Raw genomic sequence first — 17,902 nt, 5'->3', positions numbered from 1 at the left:
CAGGAATTTACTATGTCTGAAGCTATTACCCAACAGCAGTGCCAAAACATGTTGGCTAATCTGGAGTTACCAACCCGAGCCTTTATCAATGGCAGGTATGTGGATGCACTGTCAGGTAAAACCTTTACCACTCTAAACCCGGCCACCGGAAAGTCACTTGCACAGATCGCCAGCTGTGCAGCGGATGATATCGACAGTGCAGTGCAAGCTGGCCGAAGCGCTTTCGAAGCGGGTGTTTGGTCTAAGATGGCCCCGGCCGACCGTAAGAAAGTGATGTGCCGCTGGGCGGATCTCATTGAGGAAAATTTGATGGAGCTGGCCATCATCGAATCAATCGAGTCCGGAAAGCCGGTGGGCGAATGTTATGCCGTGGATCTGCCGGAGACCGCTAATGCCATCCGCTTTCACGCAGAATCTGCGGACAAGTTGTTTGATCAGGTAACTCCGACCGGCAGAAATACGCTGAGCCTAGTGACTCGCGAGCCAGCCGGAGTGGTTGGCGTAGTACTACCCTGGAACTTCCCTGTACTAATGGCGGGCTGGAAGCTGGGGCCAGCATTAATCACCGGTAATAGCGTGATAGCCAAACCGGCCAAACTGACATCGATGAGTACCTTGTTTATGGCTGAGTTAGCCCACCAGGCGGGGCTGCCTGCAGGTGTTCTTAACGTTGTTCCTGGTTCTGGTGCCAGTGCCGGTGGTGCTATTGGCCTACATCCGGATATCGACGTAGTAGCCTTTACCGGCTCGACAGAAGTTGGTCGTATGTTTCTGGAATATTCCGCTCGCAGCAACCTGAAAGAGGTGGTACTTGAGTGCGGCGGTAAAAACCCGCAGATTGTCATGCCGGATATAGCCGATCTGGATGCAGTCGCAGAGCAAATCGTAGCCTCTGCATTCTGGAATATGGGTGAAAACTGTTCCGCAGGTTCCCGGCTGCTCGTACACAGCTCAATTAAGGAGCAATTGCTGGAGAAAATGTTGCAACGGCTGGATCAATGGAAGACCGGAAATCCGCTCAACCCGGAAAATCAGCTTGGTGCGCTGATCGATGAAGGCCATATGAACAAGGTATTGAGCTATATCGACAAAGCGAAGCAGGAAGGTTGTCGCTTGGTGGCCGGTGGTGAGCGGCTGTTCCCGGAGAGCGGAGGTTACTTCGTTGCGCCGACCATCTTCGATAACGTGACTAACGATCAGACTATTGCTCAGGAGGAAGTTTTTGGTCCTGTCCTAGCCGTAATCACGTTCGACACCGAAGACGAAGCGGTGCAGATCGCCAATGATACCTGCTATGGACTAGCTGCATCGCTCTATAGCAACGATCTGAATGTCGCGCATAGGGTATCAGCGGCAATCCGGGCTGGCACAGTATCGGTGAACTGCTTCTCAGAAGGAGATATGACTACTCCATTTGGTGGCTACAAACTGTCAGGATTTGGTGGGCGGGACAAGTCCGTGTTTGCTCACGATCAGTACTGCCAGCTGAAAACCACCTGGATCCAGCTAAAGTAATCTCCAACCGCTTGCCAACTATAGTGGCCAAGTAATATTGGCCACTACGCTCTACTACGACGGCGCCAGCGCTGTCTGCTGGAAGGCGCGGATCAGCGGATCGTCGAGCCGTTTCTTCAGCAGGCAGACTCCCACCTCGATGGACTTGAGTGCCGGGCTGGGCGACAGCACCCGCACCTTGTCGCCCATGGGACTGTGATCGATGACCACCCTGGGCACCACACCGATACCGAACCCCAGCGCCACCATGCCGATAATCGCCTCGTTGCCGGCCACTTCGGCGTAGATATTGGGGCTGATACCCTTGGCCTTGAACCACTGGTTGGCCCGCTTGCGGGCCACCCCGTGCTCGGAAACAATCACCGGCAGCCGGCGCCAGTCCAGCGGGCGCTGTTCCAGCAGTTCGCTGACCGGCCCGGCCGAGGTGGGGGCAATAAATACCATGGGCACTGTCTGCAGGTTGATGAAGTGCACCTTGGCGGGCAGGGCGTCCGGGCGGGCAGCGATGGCCAGCTCTGATTCGTCATCCAGTATTTTGTCGATGGCCAGCGCCGGGTCGCCGGTTTCCAGACGGATTTCCAGCCGGGGGTAACGGCTGCGGAAACGCTCCAGGATGCCCGGTAGCAGAAAATAGCTGGCGGTCACCGAGCAGAACACGCGCAGTCGGCCCTGCAGGCTGTCATCGCCGTGTTTCAGCTCTTCCTTCAGGATCTGCCAGTCGGCCAGCCAGCCTTGGGCAAACTGCTGCAGGCGGGCACCGGCCGGAGTCAGGGTAACGGTCCGATTGTCACGGATCAGCAGCTCACAGCCGACATCCTGCTCCAGCCGCTGTATCGCCCGGCTGAGGGTGGAGGGGCTCACCGCCATGGCATCGGCGGTGTGACCGAAGTGCAGGCTCTGGCTTAAATGGACAAACAGTTCGAGGTGGCGAAAATCCATTAACGTTTCACAAAATGAAAGACTCTATTCCGAATATATCATTTCAAGCAATGAAAAGCCTGGGGTATAGTGTTTGGGTCGTCACCGCCAGGCGGTGCAGAAATTCAAATTAAACGGATTAATTGGAGCAAAGGTCATGGCTACTAACTATTTCAACACCCTGAATCTGCGTCAGCAGCTCGAGCAGCTCGGCAAGTGCCGTTTTATGAACCGTGCCGAGTTTGCCGACGGTTGTAACTACCTGAAAGGCAAGAAGGTGGTTATCGTTGGGTGTGGCGCCCAGGGTCTGAACCAGGGCCTGAACATGCGTGACTCCGGTCTGGACGTATCCTATGCCCTGCGCGCCGAAGCGATTAAAGAAAAGCGCAAGTCTTTCCAGCAGGCCACCGAAAACGGCTTTAACGTGGGTACCTACGAAGAGTTGATCCCCACCGCCGATCTGGTGATGAACCTGACCCCGGACAAGCAGCACACCTCTGCCGTTAATGCCGTTATGCCGCTGATGAAAGAAGGCGCCGCCCTGGGTTACTCTCATGGCTTCAACATCGTTGAAGAAGGCATGCAGATCCGCAAGGACATCACCGTCGTGATGGTTGCGCCCAAGTGCCCGGGTACCGAAGTACGCGAAGAATACAAGCGTGGTTTCGGTGTTCCTACCCTGATCGCCGTCCACCCGGAAAACGATCCTCAGGGTGAAGGCCTGGCCATCGCCAAGGCCTGGGCTTCCGCCACCGGCGGCGACCGTGCCGGTGTACTGGAGTCCTCTTTCGTTGCCGAAGTGAAATCCGACCTGATGGGCGAGCAGACCATCCTGTGTGGCATGCTGCAAGCCGGTGCCATCGTCTGTCACGAGAAGATGGTTGCCGAAGGCATCGACGCCGGTTATGCCGGCAAGCTGATCCAGTTCGGCTGGGAAACCATCACCGAAGCCCTCAAGCAGGGCGGCATCACCAACATGATGGACCGTCTGTCCAACCCGGCCAAGATCAAGGCGTTCGACCTGGCCGAAGAGCTGAAAGAGCTGATGCGTCCGCTGTTCAACAAGCACATGGATGACATCATTGAAGGCAACTTCTCTGCCGGCATGATGGCCGACTGGGCCAACGACGACAAGAACCTGTTCACCTGGCGTGAAGAAACCGGCCAGACCGGCTTTGAACAGTATCCGGCTACCGATGTTGTCATCGACGAGCAGGAATACTTCGATAACGGCATCCTGCTGGTGGCCATGGTCAAGGCTGGTGTTGAGCTGGCCTTCGAAGCCATGACTGCCTCCGGTATCATCGACGAGTCTGCCTACTACGAGTCACTGCACGAGCTGCCGCTGATCGCCAACACCGTAGCCCGCAAGCGCCTGTACGAAATGAACGTGGTTATCTCCGATACCGCCGAGTACGGTAACTATCTGTTTGCCAACGCCGCCGTACCGCTGCTGCGCGAGCAGTTCATGCCGAAAGTCGGCACCGACGTGATTGGCAAGACCATCAAGGTTGAGTCCAACTCCGTTGATAACCGTCGCCTGATCGACGTGAACGAAGCCATTCGCAACCACCCGGTTGAGGCCATCGGCAAGACCCTGCGTTCCTACATGACCGACATGAAAAACATCGCCGTCGGTGGTTAATAGCTAATAATAAACAGAGCTGTAATAACAGGGAGGCGCAAGCCTCCCTTTTTGTTTGCCCAGCGAAGCTGGCAAACCCGTCAGGTTGAAAGAAACTTGAATCACCCCGAATGAGGGAAAGATAATCCGAATGGCAAGGGCGCTGCTGGCCAACGGCAGGGTCTGAAGGAAGCCATAGGAAGTCAGAGGCACACAACGCAAGTGAACCTGATTCGGCGTGACAGGTGGGTAAGCGTGCAAAATAACGCAAAGCCCGATACTCAGTCAGACCTGTTGCGTGCTTGAGGGTGGCGTCTCTGGCAGGGAGCCAGTGCAGTAGCTGGGGAAGGCTGGCATCAGCTCCGGCGACAAGTCGGAAGCACAGACGCCAGGTGAGAGCCGAGGTCTGTGTTGGTGCGAGGTGGCAGATGAATCCGTAGTAGTGAGTAAGGTCCGGCCTGGGAAGCCCAGTAATGGTGTGGAGGAGAAAACCGGACTGACCATCAGCATGGCGTCTGATGGAGCAGCGGCGTGTCAAAAGCCGTCGGTGTTGCGAAGGGAGGAAGCGTACTTTAAGTCTGTGATGAGCAGATGTTTTTTTTTCAGTGGTACACAAGCCGACTTGCTATCGGGGTATTCCGGACCGGTTCACTGCGGAAGCAGCGTACTGGGGCGAGAAACCGTACAGGGGAGTAGTTTCGGCTCACTTTAGTACATTGCCATTGCGCCAGAAGGCCAAGGCGCAGGTTGCTCAGTATTCAGCTCAAGTTGTGGAAGAAGCCGTCACGGGTGCACCGCCGGCTGAAACAGCGGGGATACAGGCCGCCGTTCCGGTACATCCGCATGGCGAGTTGGTGAAATGCCCGAAGCCCGCTGGCCAGTTATGCGATGCAAAACCGATGGTTCAACGAGCGGGGTCTGGTTAATCTTGAAGAGGTCAGGACAGGGTATGTGTTCAGCCCATAGGCTGAATGTAAGTATGCATGAGCCGTATACGAGATCCGTACGTACGGTTCTGATAGAGGGATGAGGCGGCAACGGCTCACCCTACTCGTTGTTGTGAAGGGACTGGGGATTTGGGTGCTCCAGTCCCCGTTACTACTGATATAATGCCCGCTCAATCAAGGGGAGTGGTCAATGAGTTTTGACGAGCGTTTCGGGGGCATCGCCCGCCTGTACGGGGCAGAGGCCCTGGCCCGGTTTGCGGCGGCCCATGTGTGTGTGATCGGTATCGGTGGTGTGGGCAGCTGGGCGGCTGAAGCCCTGGCCCGCTCCGGCGTCGGCGCCATCACCCTGATCGACATGGACGATATCTGCATCACCAATACCAACCGCCAGATCCATGCCCTCAACAACCAGATTGGTCAGGAAAAGACCCTGGCCATGGCCGAGCGCATTGCGCTCATCAATCCCGACTGCCGGGTGAGGGTGGTCGATGACTTTATCAGCTCGGATAACCTGGCCGAGCACTTACTGGCAGAGTTCGATTATGTGTTGGATGCCATCGATTCGGTCAAGGCCAAGGTGGCTCTGATTGCCTATTGCAAGCGCAACAAGATACCTGTGATTAGCGCCGGAGGTGCCGGGGGGCAGACAGATCCGAGCCAGATCCGGATTGCCGATCTCAGCAAGACCATCCAGGACCCCCTGGCCGCCAAGGTGCGTGGCGATCTGCGCCGTTTCCATCACTTCAGCAAGAATCCCAAGCGCAAGTTCGGCGTGGACTGTGTGTTCTCCACAGAACAGCCCCGTTATCCGGACGGTGCCGGGGGGATCTGCAGCACCAAGAAGGAATCGGACGGCACCATGAAGATGGACTGTGCCTCCGGTTTCGGCGCCATCACCCATATCACCGCCACCTTCGGCTTCTTTATGGTCAGCCGGATATTGGGCAAACTGGCACAAAAGGGTTAGCAGCCATCAACGTCAGCAAAAACCAGTTGTTAAGAGGTAGCTTGACGCTGACAGCTATATTCAATCCGGCAAGCGGATACCCGCTTATTTACAATAACGGCCGGAAGGCGCTATGTACTGTCCTTACTGTCACGCAACCGAAACCAAGGGCAATCGACACCTGCTTCATCGGGGAAGGATTACAGTGCGCCGGGGCTGGCTGACGTGCTGCTAGTTGCGCTGGGCCGACGCCAGATAAATTGCTTGCGGATCGAGGCAGAAGCCTGACTTTACGGTGCTCTTTTCCGCGCCGCACTGGTGGATAAGCCGGTATAACATTAGGCGATCAAGCTAATCAGCTACAGCATTTGTGGCCTGTTCGACAGCCCTTGCTGACGGCCATGGAGCAGGTGTAGACACAGTTCGTCAATCCGTCACATAGCTCACGATTTCAAGCCCGAAGCCCGATAAGGCATGGTAATGCTTTGGCGTGCTCATCAGGCGCATCTTGCCAACGCCCATTGCCCTTAATATCTGTGAGCCGATACCCACATCGCGCGAAGGACCATACTTCTTGACTAGCTCAGGATGTTCGCCTTTATCTATGGCTTCGAACATTCTAAGACGCCGTAGCAAGCTTCTGCTCGTATCATTTTTACTGACCAGCACCAGCAAGCCGCCTTCGGAAGCAATCCTAATCATGCTCTGCTCCAGAGTCCATATCCTTGGAAAAGGTCTCTGCCCCATCAGTTCGTCGGCCAGGGTATCGTACAGATGTACACGCACCAGAGTGGGCTCGGTAGCCTTAATCTCGCCTTTTTTTAGGGCGAAATGCACTTGATCGTCGATGGTATCACGGAAGGTGACCAGTTCGAATGTACCAAAATCGGTTGGCCAGTGGCATTGTGCCAACTGCTCTATGGTGGTTTCGTTCTGGTTACGGTATTCGATCAGATCGGCGATGGTGCCGAGCTTGATGTCGTGCTCTTTTGCAAAAACTTCCAAGTCTGGACGACGAGCCATGGTACCGTCTTCATTGAGGATCTCGACGATCACAGATGAGGGCTCCAGTCCAGCCAGCCGGGCCAGATCACAACCGGCTTCGGTATGGCCGGCACGGGTTAGGACGCCTCCGTTCTGGGCCTTGAGCGGAAAAATGTGCCCCGGCTGCACCAGATCGCTCGGCTTGGCGTCCTTGGCCACCGCTGCCTGTACAGTACGGGCCCGGTCGGCGGCGGAAATGCCGGTGGTCACTCCTTCGGCGGCCTCAATTGACACGGTAAAGGCGGTGGAGTACTGCTCGGTGTTATGGCTGACCATCTGGGGAATATTCAGCTGGCGGCAACGGGCATCGGTCAAGGTCAGACAAATCAGTCCCCGGCCGTACTTTGCCATGAAATTGATGTCTTCCGGGCGCACATGTTCGGCGGCCATAATCAGATCACCTTCGTTTTCCCGGTCTTCATCATCCATCAGAATGACCATTTTTCCCTGACGGATATCTTCGATGATTTCCTGGGTACTGCTTAAAGCCATGGGGTTCTCCATTGTTATCCAACTCAACCGTTATTGCACAAAATCACTCTTGAGGCTGGTATCGCCTGTTTGTGGCCTGCCGATTCCTGCCTCGGAAATGGAGGAAGGGAAACAGTAATTGCCTCAACTGAACCTCGGCTTTAAGATAGGAATAGTAGAGCCTAAAGCGAGGTATTTATCGGAGGTCTGAAATGGCCTCAAATATGCTGGGTACTGGCTGGCCTTCCTTTTCTGCCATGGCTTTGAGTGCGACTTCAGAGGCGTTTTTTACGTGAATAATGCACGCCTGGTGAGCGGCGACAAGATCGCGCTCTTTGATGGCTTTGACGATGGCATTCATTTCTTCGATACTGGCCTGATACCTGTCTTTCTGGGAAACGGAGGTCGCCCTGAGCAGGTTGATTCTGGCTTGCAACTGCTTGAGTGACTGGGCCGCCGTGCGGTTGCCACAGCCTTCGAACAGCAGGTTATAGAAGTCATTGACACTTTCAACTATGTTCGGCAAATCGCTGTCGCTCAGACGGCGTGTCAGCAGGTTTAACATGGCTTCCAGCTGAGCAATTTGTTTATCACTGGCGTTGATACAGTACAGCTGCACGATCAGGGACTCCAGGCTGGCCCTGACTTCGTAGATTTCTTTTGCGTCTTCCAGGGTGATTTTGGCAACGATGGGGCCTTTGTTGGCAAGGTACTCGACCAGGCCTTCTGACTCCAGATGTCGGAGCGCTTCTCGTACCGAAGTACGGCTCACTCCCAGTAGTTCGCACAGATCGCGCTCTACCAGCCGGTCGCCAGGCAGCAGCTGAAAATTCAGAATGGCCTTACGGAGAGTTGTCAGGACCTTTTCCCTGAGCGTGATGTTCTGGCGCTCTATTTTTATGGTATCGAGTGGCTGTCTGAGCATCCTTTTCCCTCTTGTGTCTGGTGGGTGTTAGTCTTTCCTCGGTAAAGGCTCATCGCGATATTGCAGGTTTCTGGCTGTCAGAGACCTTCCACGATGACAACCTGTGCCTGGGCTGCATCGGCACGGTATTTGATTGCCTGCTGGTAAGCCTCGGAATAATAACAGCTTAAAGCATCCTGGTAAGAAGGAAACTCGATTACAACATGGCGATCCCGGCCCGGCTGCCCCTCAAGAACCTGGGCCTTACCGCCCCGGGCGAGTAGCTTGGCTCCGAAAGCCGCTAAAATGCCGGGAGCCAGCTCAGTATAAGCCTGGTAGGCGTCGGGATTGCTAACGGTCACATGGGCGATCCAATAGCCTTTCATACGGACTCCTGTAAGGGTAGCAAGGTCCCTTCCCGGAGAAGGGACCGGGGGATTACTGGAACGCGGGCAGTACATCCCGGATGAAGAGGGAGAGGGACTGCTTCTTTTCCTCTATGGAAAGGCTGTTGTCGATCCAAAAACTGTACTGGTCGATCCCGATTTCTTCATAGTATTTGAGGCGAGCTATCACTTCCTCCGGGGTACCTATTACCAGGTTCTTTGCCAGCGCTTCCTTGGCGAGGAAGGGCAGTTCGTCCACTGCATCTTCTGCCAGCGGCGCAACAAATCCATTTACCGGGGTCTGATCGTTCTTTGCCCAAGCGAAAAAGTTCAGGTACCAGTTTTGTAATGCGTTAATACCAATGTCCGCAGACTGGCCGGTTGCGTGTACGTGGGTGTGGCGCAGTAGCATGATGCGGGGACGCTCAACCTGGGGGTTGTTGCTGACGGCACCTTCAAACTTGTTCATCAAATCAGCTACTTCTGCATCGCCTTTCATCAAGGGTGTGACCATCACATTACAGCCGTTGGCGATGGCAAAGTTGTGCGAATCTGGATCTCGTGCCGCGACCCACATGGGAACCTTGCTTTGTTCCGGCTTGGGTACCGCAGTGGAGGTAGGGAAGGAGTACAGTTCACCCTGATGGGCGTAGTCACCCTGCCACAGTTTCTGCACAGCAGGAACAATTTCACGCAGGTGTTTGCCGCCATCGGAGGCCGACAGGCCGTTGGCCATGCGGTCGAATTCACACTGATAGGCGCCTCGGGCAATGCCTACCTCCAGACGGCCATTAGACATGATATCTATCATGGCCGACTCGCTGGCAAGTTTGATAGGGTGCCAGAAAGGAGCCACAAAAGTACCTGCACCAAGGCGGATGGAATGGGTCTTGTCCGCCAAATAGGCCAGGTAGCTCAAGGGGTTGGGAGCAATGGTAAACTCCATGGCATGGTGCTCACCAATCCAGGCCGTTTCAAAGCCGCCTTCTTCGGCCATCTGTACCAGCTCTACCAGTTCTTGCAGAGATTCTTTATGGCTCTTGTCCTGGTTATATCTTTCCATATGCAGGAACAGGGAAAATTTCATACTGTCTGTCCTTATTAAAGCTAAGTGATAAATAGTGCTTTAAGAGAAGGTGGCCTGGCCACCTTCATTTACTTGGCTGTGGCGGCCACTTCGGCTACTTCATATTGTTCGGTAATGTACTGACTATCGGGGCTTTCTTGATAGCTGGAGTCATTATTCAGGTCTTTAGCCAGGCAATAACACATGATGGCAATTATCACGGCCAGCGGAGCAGCAGCAGCGATAGAGGCGGCCTGTAGCCCACCCAGCCCGCCAGCCAGTAACAATATTGCGGCAACAGAGGCCAGCCCCATGCCCCAGATGATCCGCATTTTCACCGGAGGGTGCTCGGAGCCCATCGCGAGAATAGTGCACATGACCAGGGTCGCAGAGTCTGCAGAGGTGACAAACCAGGACACTATCATCAGCGTTGCCAGAGCTGCCATAGACCAGGTGGCCCAGTCGACCTGAAGGGCCTCGATGGTGGCGTAGAGAGCCATGGTCAGGTTTTCGTTCACAACTTCGGTCAGGCCGCCATTGCCATAGATTTCGATATAGTTGGCGGTGCCACCCATGATGGTAATCCAGGTAAATGCGCCCAGGGTGCTGGCCAGAATGCCGCCGACCATAAACTGGCGGATGGTACGACCACGGGAAATACGAGCAACAAACAGACCGACATAAGGGCCCCAGGACAGCCACCATCCCCAATAGAAAATGGTCCACCAGCCTTGCCACTGTCCTTCCGGATTGGGATCAACCCACAGTGACATGGGGACAAAGTGGGCCAGATAATCACCTATGTTGGTGAGGAAAAGGCCAGCCAGATAGGCGGTGGGGCCAGCTATCAGAAAGAAGGCGAACAGGATGCAGCTCAGTTTGATATTCCACTCACTCAGCAGGCGGATACCTTTCTGCAGTCCGGAGACGGCAGACAGCGTTGCGATAGAGCCTATAACGGCAATCAGAATCAGCTGGTTGGTTGAGCTGATTTCCATGCCAAACAGGTAGTTCAGGCCGGCGTTCATTTGAGAAACGCCCAGTCCCAGGGTGGTTGCGGTACCGAACAAGGTACTGAATATGGCCAGCAGATCGACGGCATGCCCAAGCGGTCCGTAGATACGATCACCCAATATGGGGTAAAAGGCAGAGCGGATAGTCAGGGGAAGACCTTTGCGGTAACAAAAGTAGGCGAGGATCAGGGCAACCACAATATAGATGCTCCAGGCACTCATTCCCCAGTGGAACAGGGTAATGCGCATGCCAACCTGGGCTGCTTCAGCGGTGTCAGGGGCAATGCCCGCCATTTCGATAAAGGGATTGCCCTGAAGGTAATTAATTGGCTCGGCAATACTCCAGAACATAAGTCCCGTGCCGACAGCGGCGCTGAAAAGCATCGAAAACCAGGTGAAATTATTGAACTCAGGGCGATCTGAGTCCTTTCCCAGCCGGACATTTCCGAAACGGCTGAATGAAACCCAGATGGCAAAAATGAAGATAGCACTGACGATGCCGATGTAAAACCAGCTCAGTTCAGACTGTAGCCAGCTTTTAATCGATGTATAGACAGTGTTGGCCAGCTCGATATTGGTCACCGAGAAAAGCAAAAACAGGGCCACCATGACGAGTGCAGATATCGTCATGGTGGGGTTCACTCCTTTCAGCCATCCTTGCTGCGTTACCAGCTTATGTTTGGGACTCATAGCAGGATTACTCCATATATGTTTAAAGTTGCGTACGCCAAGGTGCAGATGCTTGCATGCTTGGGTCAATGGAGGGTTCCTCCCCTCCATCGTGGTATACCATAACACCGTAATCTGGTGTTTCAAGTGTGTGACATTTTGAGGATGGTAGTGATGTTTTTTATTTTTATGTTTTAAATCAATTGATTATTGTTGTTTTTGGTGTGTCGAGGGGGGAGGCTGTTTATGGTTTTTTTAATTAAATTGTGATCATTGTTATGTTTTTTAACTTTTAATGAAAGACTTTTTGAACTGCTGATTATTTTTAACTTGTTGTTTTATAGGTTTTTTTTAGTAAGTGGTGAGATGTTGTGAGGGTTTTTGACAAAAGTGTATTATGGTATACCATGTGTTTATCTCGTTCGGCATGGCCCGGTCTTGAGGAACTGCCGACAGTAACTGGCTCCAACATCCAACAAAAGGACATGAAAATGGCGTTCAAGCTCAGGAAGATTGTTACACACATTGAAGAAGCTCATGTTGAGGGTGGCAAGGCACTGGACAAGCCCATCACCATGGCGGCCGTTGCCGCTGTCATTGAAAATCCCTGGCACGGCCGCGGATACGTCGAAAACCTGCGCCCTGAGATTATTGATGGCTGTTCCGAACTGGGGGCTCTGATCGTAGAAAAATTGATCGCCGTCATGGGCGGGGGAGATCGCATCGAGGCATATGGTAAGGCTGCCGTAGTAGGGATGGAGGGAGAGGTCGAACACGCCTCAGCCGTTATCCATACCCTGCGTTTTGGTAACCACTACCGTGATGCGGTCAATGCCAAAAGCTACCTGAGCTTTACCAACAAGCGCGGCGCTGGCGGTACCTCCATCCAGATTCCAATGATGCACAAGGATGATGAAGGCCTGCGCTCTCATTACATTACCCTGGAAATGAGCATTGAAGATGCTCCTGCGGCCAATGAACTGGTCATTGTACTGGGCGCCAGCGATGGCGGGCGGGCTCATCCCCGCATTGGTAATCGTTATCTCGATCTGCAAGAGCTCGAAGCCGAAAAAGCAAAAGGCTAAGGAGTCAGGATGAAGTCCATGAAGCTCACCGATGGAACCAGCTACAGCATGGTGGGAACAGGGCCATTACTGGTGCTGATTCACGGTGTTGGTCTTAGCAAGGAAATGTGGGGTGGGCAGATAGCCGGTCTCGCGGAATACTTTTGTGTGATCACCTACGACATGCTGGGGCACGGGGACAGCCCTGATCCCGGTAACGATGCCACCCTGGAAGACTATGCCGAGCAGCTGAACCGGTTGCTTGACGAACTCGATATTCAAGAGCCGGTCAACCTGGTGGGCTTCTCTATGGGTGGCCTGATTGCCCGGGCCTTTGCCCTGAAACACGCACCGCGGTTGTCCCGTATGGTGATACTCAACAGTGTGTTCAACCGAAATGAAGAGCAGCGTCTCGGCGTTGTAGAGCGCAGCCTGGAGGTGGAAAAGCTCGGTCCGGGAGCCAATGTCGATGGCGCCCTGGAGCGTTGGTTCAGCAAAGAATATCAGGCTGCCAATTCGGCCCAGATTGCGCATTTTCGCAAGCAAATAATAGAGAATCGTCTTCAGGGTTACCTGACGACTTACCAGCTGTTTGGGCTGAATGACAACTATGGCGCTGATCGGTTGGCCAATATCCGTATCCCCGTCCTCGTTGCAACCGGTGAGCTGGATGTGGGCTCAACGCCAACAATGGCGCAAGAGCTGGCCGAGCTGCTGCCCTTTGGCAGGGCATGTGTGTTGCCAAATCAACGTCATATGATGCCTGTTGAATCCCCTGTGCTGGTAAACGAAATGTTGCTGTCTTTTCTGCATGAAGACAGTGAAGTGACTTATTTAAAGGAGGTCTCAAATGGTGCCTGAACACTTTCAGATGTATATCAATGGCTGTTGGGTTGATGCAGAGGATCAGGCTTTGTTTGAGAGCCTCAATCCGGCATCCGGCCAAGCCTGGGCAACCTTTCCCAACGCCGGTGTAAGTGATGTGAACCTGGCCGTGGCTGCAGCCAAAGCCGCTTTTGAAGATGGCTTGTGGAGAAACACCACGGCCAGCCAGAGGGGCAAGCTGCTGCGCAGGATTGGTGATTTGATCACCGAAAATACCGAACAGCTGGCCCAGTTGGAAAGCCGGGACAATGGCAAGCTGATCAGGGAAACCCGGGCTCAGGTGGCCTATCTTCCCGAGTTTTTCTATTACACTGCCGGTCTGGCCGACAAGCTGGAAGGTGAAACGCTGTCTCTTGATAAGCAGGATCTGTTCGGGTACACAGTACGTGAGCCGCTGGGTGTCGTTGCGGGCATTATTCCGTGGAACTCGCCGCTTTACCTCACCGCCATCAAGCTGGCTCCAGCCCTGGCTGCGGGCAATACTATAGTGCTCAAGCCCTCCGAACATGCCTCAGCCAGTATCATCATGCTGGCCAGACTTATCGAACAGGCTGGTATTCCTGCTGGTGTGGTCAATGTCATTACCGGTTTCGGCATGCCCTGTGGTGATGCGCTGACCAGGCACCCTGATGTACGAAAAGTTGCCTTTACTGGTGGCGGTGCGAGTGCCAAACATGTGGTGCGCAATACGGCGGAAAACTTCGCTCAGCTGTCTCTGGAGCTGGGTGGCAAGTCCCCGAATATTATTTTTAGTGATGCGGATCTGGACAGCGCCGTCAACGGTGCTATCGCCGGCATTTTTGCGGCCACCGGCCAAAGCTGCGTTGCGGGATCCCGCTTGCTGGTGCAGGAAGACATCTGTGAAGAGTTCTTGCAGCGTCTGGTCGACAGGGTATCCAAAATTCGTATTGGTGATCCTGCCAAACCGGAAACAGAAATGGGGCCGATGGCAACCCAAGCGCAGCTTGGTGTGGTCGAGCATTTTGTTGCCCGGGCCAAAGAAGAAAATGGTGAATTGCTCTACGGCGGTAATCGTCTGAACCTGAATGACGGCTGGTATCACGAGCCGACCATTTTCAGATGCCAAAGCCATCAGGATACCCTGATGCAGGAGGAGGTGTTCGGTCCGGTGGCAGCGGTCATGACCTTTAGTGACGAGGCGGAAGCGCTCACGTTGGCCAATGACAGCCAATATGGCCTGGCAGCCGGTGTGTGGACCCGGGATCTGGCCAGGGCTCACCGCATGGTCAAGGGGATCCGCTCCGGTATTGTCTGGGTTAACACCTATCGTGCCGTGTCGGCTGCGGCGCCTATCGGCGGCTTCAATCAAAGCGGTTACGGGCGTGAAAGCGGTGTGCATTCGGTACTGGAATACACCCAGCTCAAAAGCGTCTGGATCAATACGTCATCGGCTCCCATGCCAGATCCCTTTATCATGCGTTAATGCGAGGCCATTATGATTGACAGCCAACTCTACAAGTCCATTCTTGGTCAGTTCCCCAGCGGTGTGACCGTGGTGACCACATACGATGATCAAGGTAAGGTAACAGGCTTTACCGCCAGTGCATTCAGCGCCTTGTCCATGGATCCTGCCTTGGTACTGGTATGCCCCAGTTATACCTCAGATACCTATCCGATGATTCGTGACAGCCGCAAGTTTGCCATTCATATCCTCAGTGATCAGCAACAGGCCATCGCCTATCAGTTTGCCAAAAAGGGTGTGGACAAGAGCGAAGGGTTAAACATACGAAAAAGTGAGCTTGGCCTACCGGTTATCGATGGGGCCATGGCTGTGCTGGAGTGTCAGCTGTGGCAGGAATACGAAGGCGGCGATCACGCTATTCTGGTTGGTCAGGTACTGGCTGCCAATCTGGCTGATACCGATGCTGTCAGCCCCTTGCTTTATGCCCGCAGCAAGATGGCTGCTTTGCCTGAGTTAGTTTGAAGCCTGGTAGAGAGAGAACTGAGATGGATTTGAAGCGCAAGGAATTGTTTCTGCAGCAGGCCTATATCAACGGTCAGTGGTGTGATGCCCAGGATAATGGCCAGGCATTGATCACGGACCCGGCTACTGGGAAAAATATCGGTACTGTGCCGGTCATGGGCGAAGATGAAGCGCTGTCTGCAGTTGAAGCAGCCGAACAGGCGCTGGCCGGGTGGAGGCGGAAAACCGCCAAGGAAAGATCCCTGGTACTGCGCCGCTGGTTTGAGCTTATCCGCGAGAATGCCGAAGACCTAGCGACCATACTGACAGGAGAGCAGGGCAAGCCCTACGCTGAAGCCCTGGGGGAAATACAGTATGCCGCCAGCTTCATCGACTGGTTTGCTGAAGAGGCTAAGCGCTGTTACGGCGATATGGTGCCCAGTCACAAGGAAGGGGCCCGGATCCTGGTATCCCGGGAACCCATCGGCGTGGTGGCGGCCATTACACCCTGGAATTTTCCTGCTGCCATGATCACCCGCAAATGCGGGCCGGCCTTTGCGGCCGGCTGTACTATGGTGCTGAAACCCGCCCCGGACACCCCCTTTACCGCCCTGGCACTGGCCAAGCTAGCCGAGGAAGCGGGACTGCCGGCAGGGGTGCTGAACGTGGTGACCGGTGATGCGGTCGCCATTGGCAAGGTATTGACCGGCGACAAACGCGTTCGCAAGATTTCTTTTACCGGCTCAACCCAGGTGGGCAAGCTGCTGATGTCGCAATCGGCCGCTAGCGTTAAGAAGCTTTCGCTCGAGCTGGGCGGCAACGCGCCTTTCATCGTGTGTGAAGATGCCGATATCGAAGCGGCGGTTGAAGGAGCCATGGTAGCCAAATTCCGCAATGCAGGGCAAACCTGCGTGTGCGTTAACCGCTTCCTGGTACATGAAGCGGTGCATGACGAGTTTGTTCGTCGGTTGAGTGAGCGTGTCGCCCAGCTGAAGCTGGGGAATGGCTTTGATGCGGGCGTGACTCTGGGGCCGCTAATCAACCAGGCTGCGGTACGCAAGGTGGAAAGCCATGTACAGGATGCACTCGGCAAGGGCGCTAGGTTGGTACTGGGAGACCAGTCCTTCTCTGGCGAAGGCAACTTTATTGCTCCGGTGCTGCTTACCGAAGTGACCACAGAGATGAAAGTGGCCAAGGAAGAAACATTTGGCCCCCTGGCCGCGATTTTCAAATTTCGCGACGATCAAGAAGCGCTCGACATGGCCAATGATACCGACTCGGGGCTGGCGGCCTATCTCTACACCCGTTCTCTGCAGCGGGCGTGGAACATGGGTGAAGGCCTGGAATATGGTATGGTGGGGATCAATGAAGGTCTGATTTCCACAGAAGTGGCTCCTTTTGGTGGAATCAAGGAGTCGGGCCTTGGTCGTGAAGGTGGACGACAGGGCATAGATGATTATCTGGAACACAAATACATGCTGATGGGTGGCCTGTAAGGCCGCTCACCGGGTTGCTGAGGGAATAAAGATGACTGATAAATTCGAAAAGGGCCTGGGGATTCGCAAGCAGGTGCTGGGAGATGAATATGTAAACCGGTCGCTGGAGAGTGCTGATGATTTCAGCATGCCACTTCAGAAGCTGGTAACTGAATATTGCTGGGGTGAAATCTGGGGAAGAGAAACCCTGGACCTTAAAACCCGCAGCATTATTAACCTGTCGATGATCACGGCGCTGAACCGTCCTCATGAGCTGAAACTACATGTCCGTGGAGCGCTCAATAATGGATTAAGCCGGGAAGAAATTCGTGAAGTGCTGTTACAGGCTGCCATTTATTGCGGTGTGCCTGCGGCGATTGATGCCTTCCGGGTTGCCCGGGAAGTGTTTGATGAGGTTGATGCTGGCTAATGCCACGCATCGGTGAGGGTGAAAATCAAGATGAACCAGCCAATTCGTTATTGCCCCCAGTGCGGGTCCGGTGATATCAGCCTGAAAGTTCCAGGTGGCGATCACGTGAGCAGGCAGGTTTGCGGCGGATGTGGTTATATTCATTACCGTAATCCCACGGTTATCGCCGGCTGTCTCATCGAGCGTGATGGTAAGTACCTTTTCTGCCGCCGAGCCATTGAGCCGATGAAAGGAAAGTGGTCCTTCCCCGCCGGGTTCATGGAGAATGGAGAAACCGCAGAAGAGGCCGCTGTTCGGGAGGTGCTGGAGGAAACGGGCGCCAAGGTCGAGATCCTCGGGCCTTACTCCATCTTCAGCGTTCCTCACATGAATCAGGTTTATATTATCTATCGAGCTACTTTGATTGATTTTGTTGCTGAGGCCGGGCCGGAAAGCGACAAAGTTGTATTTATAGGTGAAGAAGATATTCCGTGGGATGATATTACTTATCCAGCCATCATCCAGATTACGAGTCGTTATCTGGAAGAGAAGGGGAAGGGCAAGTTTGGTCTCTATACCGGTAGTTACATTACAGGGGCGGTACATCAATTTTCCTGAAATAGAAAGTGATGGTAAGGGGGG

16 protein-coding genes are annotated in these 17,902 nt (G+C 54.2%); 10 read left to right on the top strand and 6 right to left on the bottom strand.

The genetic code is table 11. The annotated features are described in order from the left end of the window. The first annotated feature begins 12 nt into the window (after nucleotides 1-12). Entirely contained in the window at nucleotides 13-1,515 is a 1,503-nt protein-coding gene (locus tag DCS96_RS15950; protein WP_116475390.1) for an aldehyde dehydrogenase, read from the top strand. 54 nt (nucleotides 1,516-1,569) lie between these two features. Here the strand turns inward: DCS96_RS15950 and ilvY are convergent, their stop codons facing one another. Continuing rightward, the gene (ilvY, locus tag DCS96_RS15945; RefSeq protein WP_116475389.1) at nucleotides 1,570-2,454 is read right to left on the bottom strand and encodes an HTH-type transcriptional activator IlvY; all 885 of its coding nucleotides are present in this window, start codon (nucleotides 2,452-2,454) and stop codon (nucleotides 1,570-1,572) included. A gap of 136 nt (nucleotides 2,455-2,590) precedes the next feature. Here ilvY and ilvC point away from each other — a divergent pair, with 136 nt between their 5' ends. Then, entirely contained in the window at nucleotides 2,591-4,078 is a 1,488-nt protein-coding gene (ilvC, locus tag DCS96_RS15940) for a ketol-acid reductoisomerase (protein WP_116475388.1), read from the top strand. Nucleotides 4,079-5,194: 1,116 nt separating this feature from the next. Then, on the top strand, nucleotides 5,195-5,971 hold the full coding sequence (gene tcdA, locus DCS96_RS15920; protein WP_116475385.1) for a tRNA cyclic N6-threonylcarbamoyladenosine(37) synthase TcdA: 777 nt from the start codon (nucleotides 5,195-5,197) through the stop codon (nucleotides 5,969-5,971). 405 nt (nucleotides 5,972-6,376) lie between these two features. Here the strand turns inward: tcdA and ribBA are convergent, their stop codons facing one another. The 5 genes from ribBA to DCS96_RS15895 all read right to left on the bottom strand — a co-directional run bounded on the left by ribBA (nucleotide 6,377) and on the right by DCS96_RS15895 (nucleotide 11,524). Continuing rightward, nucleotides 6,377-7,486, bottom strand: a complete 1,110-nt coding sequence (ribBA, locus tag DCS96_RS15915; protein ID WP_116475384.1) for a bifunctional 3,4-dihydroxy-2-butanone-4-phosphate synthase/GTP cyclohydrolase II — start codon at nucleotides 7,484-7,486, stop codon at nucleotides 6,377-6,379. Between the two features lie 175 nt (nucleotides 7,487-7,661). Then, entirely contained in the window at nucleotides 7,662-8,390 is a 729-nt protein-coding gene (locus tag DCS96_RS15910) for a GntR family transcriptional regulator (RefSeq protein WP_116475383.1), read from the bottom strand. A 77-nt stretch (nucleotides 8,391-8,467) separates the two neighbouring features. Continuing rightward, entirely contained in the window at nucleotides 8,468-8,755 is a 288-nt protein-coding gene (locus tag DCS96_RS15905) for a DUF1330 domain-containing protein (RefSeq protein ID WP_116475382.1), read from the bottom strand. Nucleotides 8,756-8,807: 52 nt separating this feature from the next. Beyond that, nucleotides 8,808-9,842: an LLM class flavin-dependent oxidoreductase gene (locus DCS96_RS15900; protein ID WP_116475381.1), complete on the bottom strand. Its 1,035-nt coding sequence runs from the start codon at nucleotides 9,840-9,842 to the stop codon at nucleotides 8,808-8,810. A gap of 68 nt (nucleotides 9,843-9,910) precedes the next feature. Then, nucleotides 9,911-11,524: a BCCT family transporter gene (locus tag DCS96_RS15895; RefSeq protein ID WP_116475380.1), complete on the bottom strand. Its 1,614-nt coding sequence runs from the start codon at nucleotides 11,522-11,524 to the stop codon at nucleotides 9,911-9,913. A gap of 386 nt (nucleotides 11,525-11,910) precedes the next feature. Here DCS96_RS15895 and DCS96_RS15890 point away from each other — a divergent pair, with 386 nt between their 5' ends. Genes DCS96_RS15890 through DCS96_RS15860 form a run of 7 tightly spaced genes read left to right on the top strand, consistent with a single transcriptional unit; the run spans nucleotide 11,911 to nucleotide 17,878 of the window. After that, the gene (locus DCS96_RS15890) at nucleotides 11,911-12,588 is read left to right on the top strand and encodes an amino acid synthesis family protein (protein WP_232818300.1); all 678 of its coding nucleotides are present in this window, start codon (nucleotides 11,911-11,913) and stop codon (nucleotides 12,586-12,588) included. Nucleotides 12,589-12,597: 9 nt separating this feature from the next. Next, nucleotides 12,598-13,428, top strand: coding sequence for an alpha/beta fold hydrolase (locus DCS96_RS15885; RefSeq protein ID WP_198650108.1), 831 nt, complete (start codon nucleotides 12,598-12,600; stop codon nucleotides 13,426-13,428). Further along, nucleotides 13,418-14,896, top strand: coding sequence for an aldehyde dehydrogenase (locus DCS96_RS15880; RefSeq protein WP_116475378.1), 1,479 nt, complete (start codon nucleotides 13,418-13,420; stop codon nucleotides 14,894-14,896). Before DCS96_RS15885 ends, DCS96_RS15880 begins: the two co-directional genes overlap by 11 nt. Before the next feature lie 12 nt (nucleotides 14,897-14,908). Continuing rightward, entirely contained in the window at nucleotides 14,909-15,397 is a 489-nt protein-coding gene (locus DCS96_RS15875; protein WP_116475377.1) for a flavin reductase family protein, read from the top strand. A gap of 23 nt (nucleotides 15,398-15,420) precedes the next feature. Continuing rightward, nucleotides 15,421-16,872: an NAD-dependent succinate-semialdehyde dehydrogenase gene (locus DCS96_RS15870; RefSeq protein ID WP_116475376.1), complete on the top strand. Its 1,452-nt coding sequence runs from the start codon at nucleotides 15,421-15,423 to the stop codon at nucleotides 16,870-16,872. 31 nt (nucleotides 16,873-16,903) lie between these two features. Continuing rightward, a complete protein-coding gene (locus tag DCS96_RS15865; RefSeq protein WP_116475375.1) occupies nucleotides 16,904-17,281 on the top strand; it encodes a carboxymuconolactone decarboxylase family protein in 378 nt (125 codons plus the stop codon). Between the two features lie 30 nt (nucleotides 17,282-17,311). After that, entirely contained in the window at nucleotides 17,312-17,878 is a 567-nt protein-coding gene (locus tag DCS96_RS15860) for an NUDIX hydrolase (protein WP_116475374.1), read from the top strand. Nucleotides 17,879-17,902 lie beyond the last annotated feature (24 nt).

It is taken from the genome of Zobellella maritima (genome assembly GCF_003075035.1).
Classification (GTDB): Bacteria; Pseudomonadota; Gammaproteobacteria; order Enterobacterales; family Aeromonadaceae; genus Oceanimonas; species Oceanimonas maritima.
This window is presented reverse-complemented; position numbering and strand designations above follow the sequence as displayed.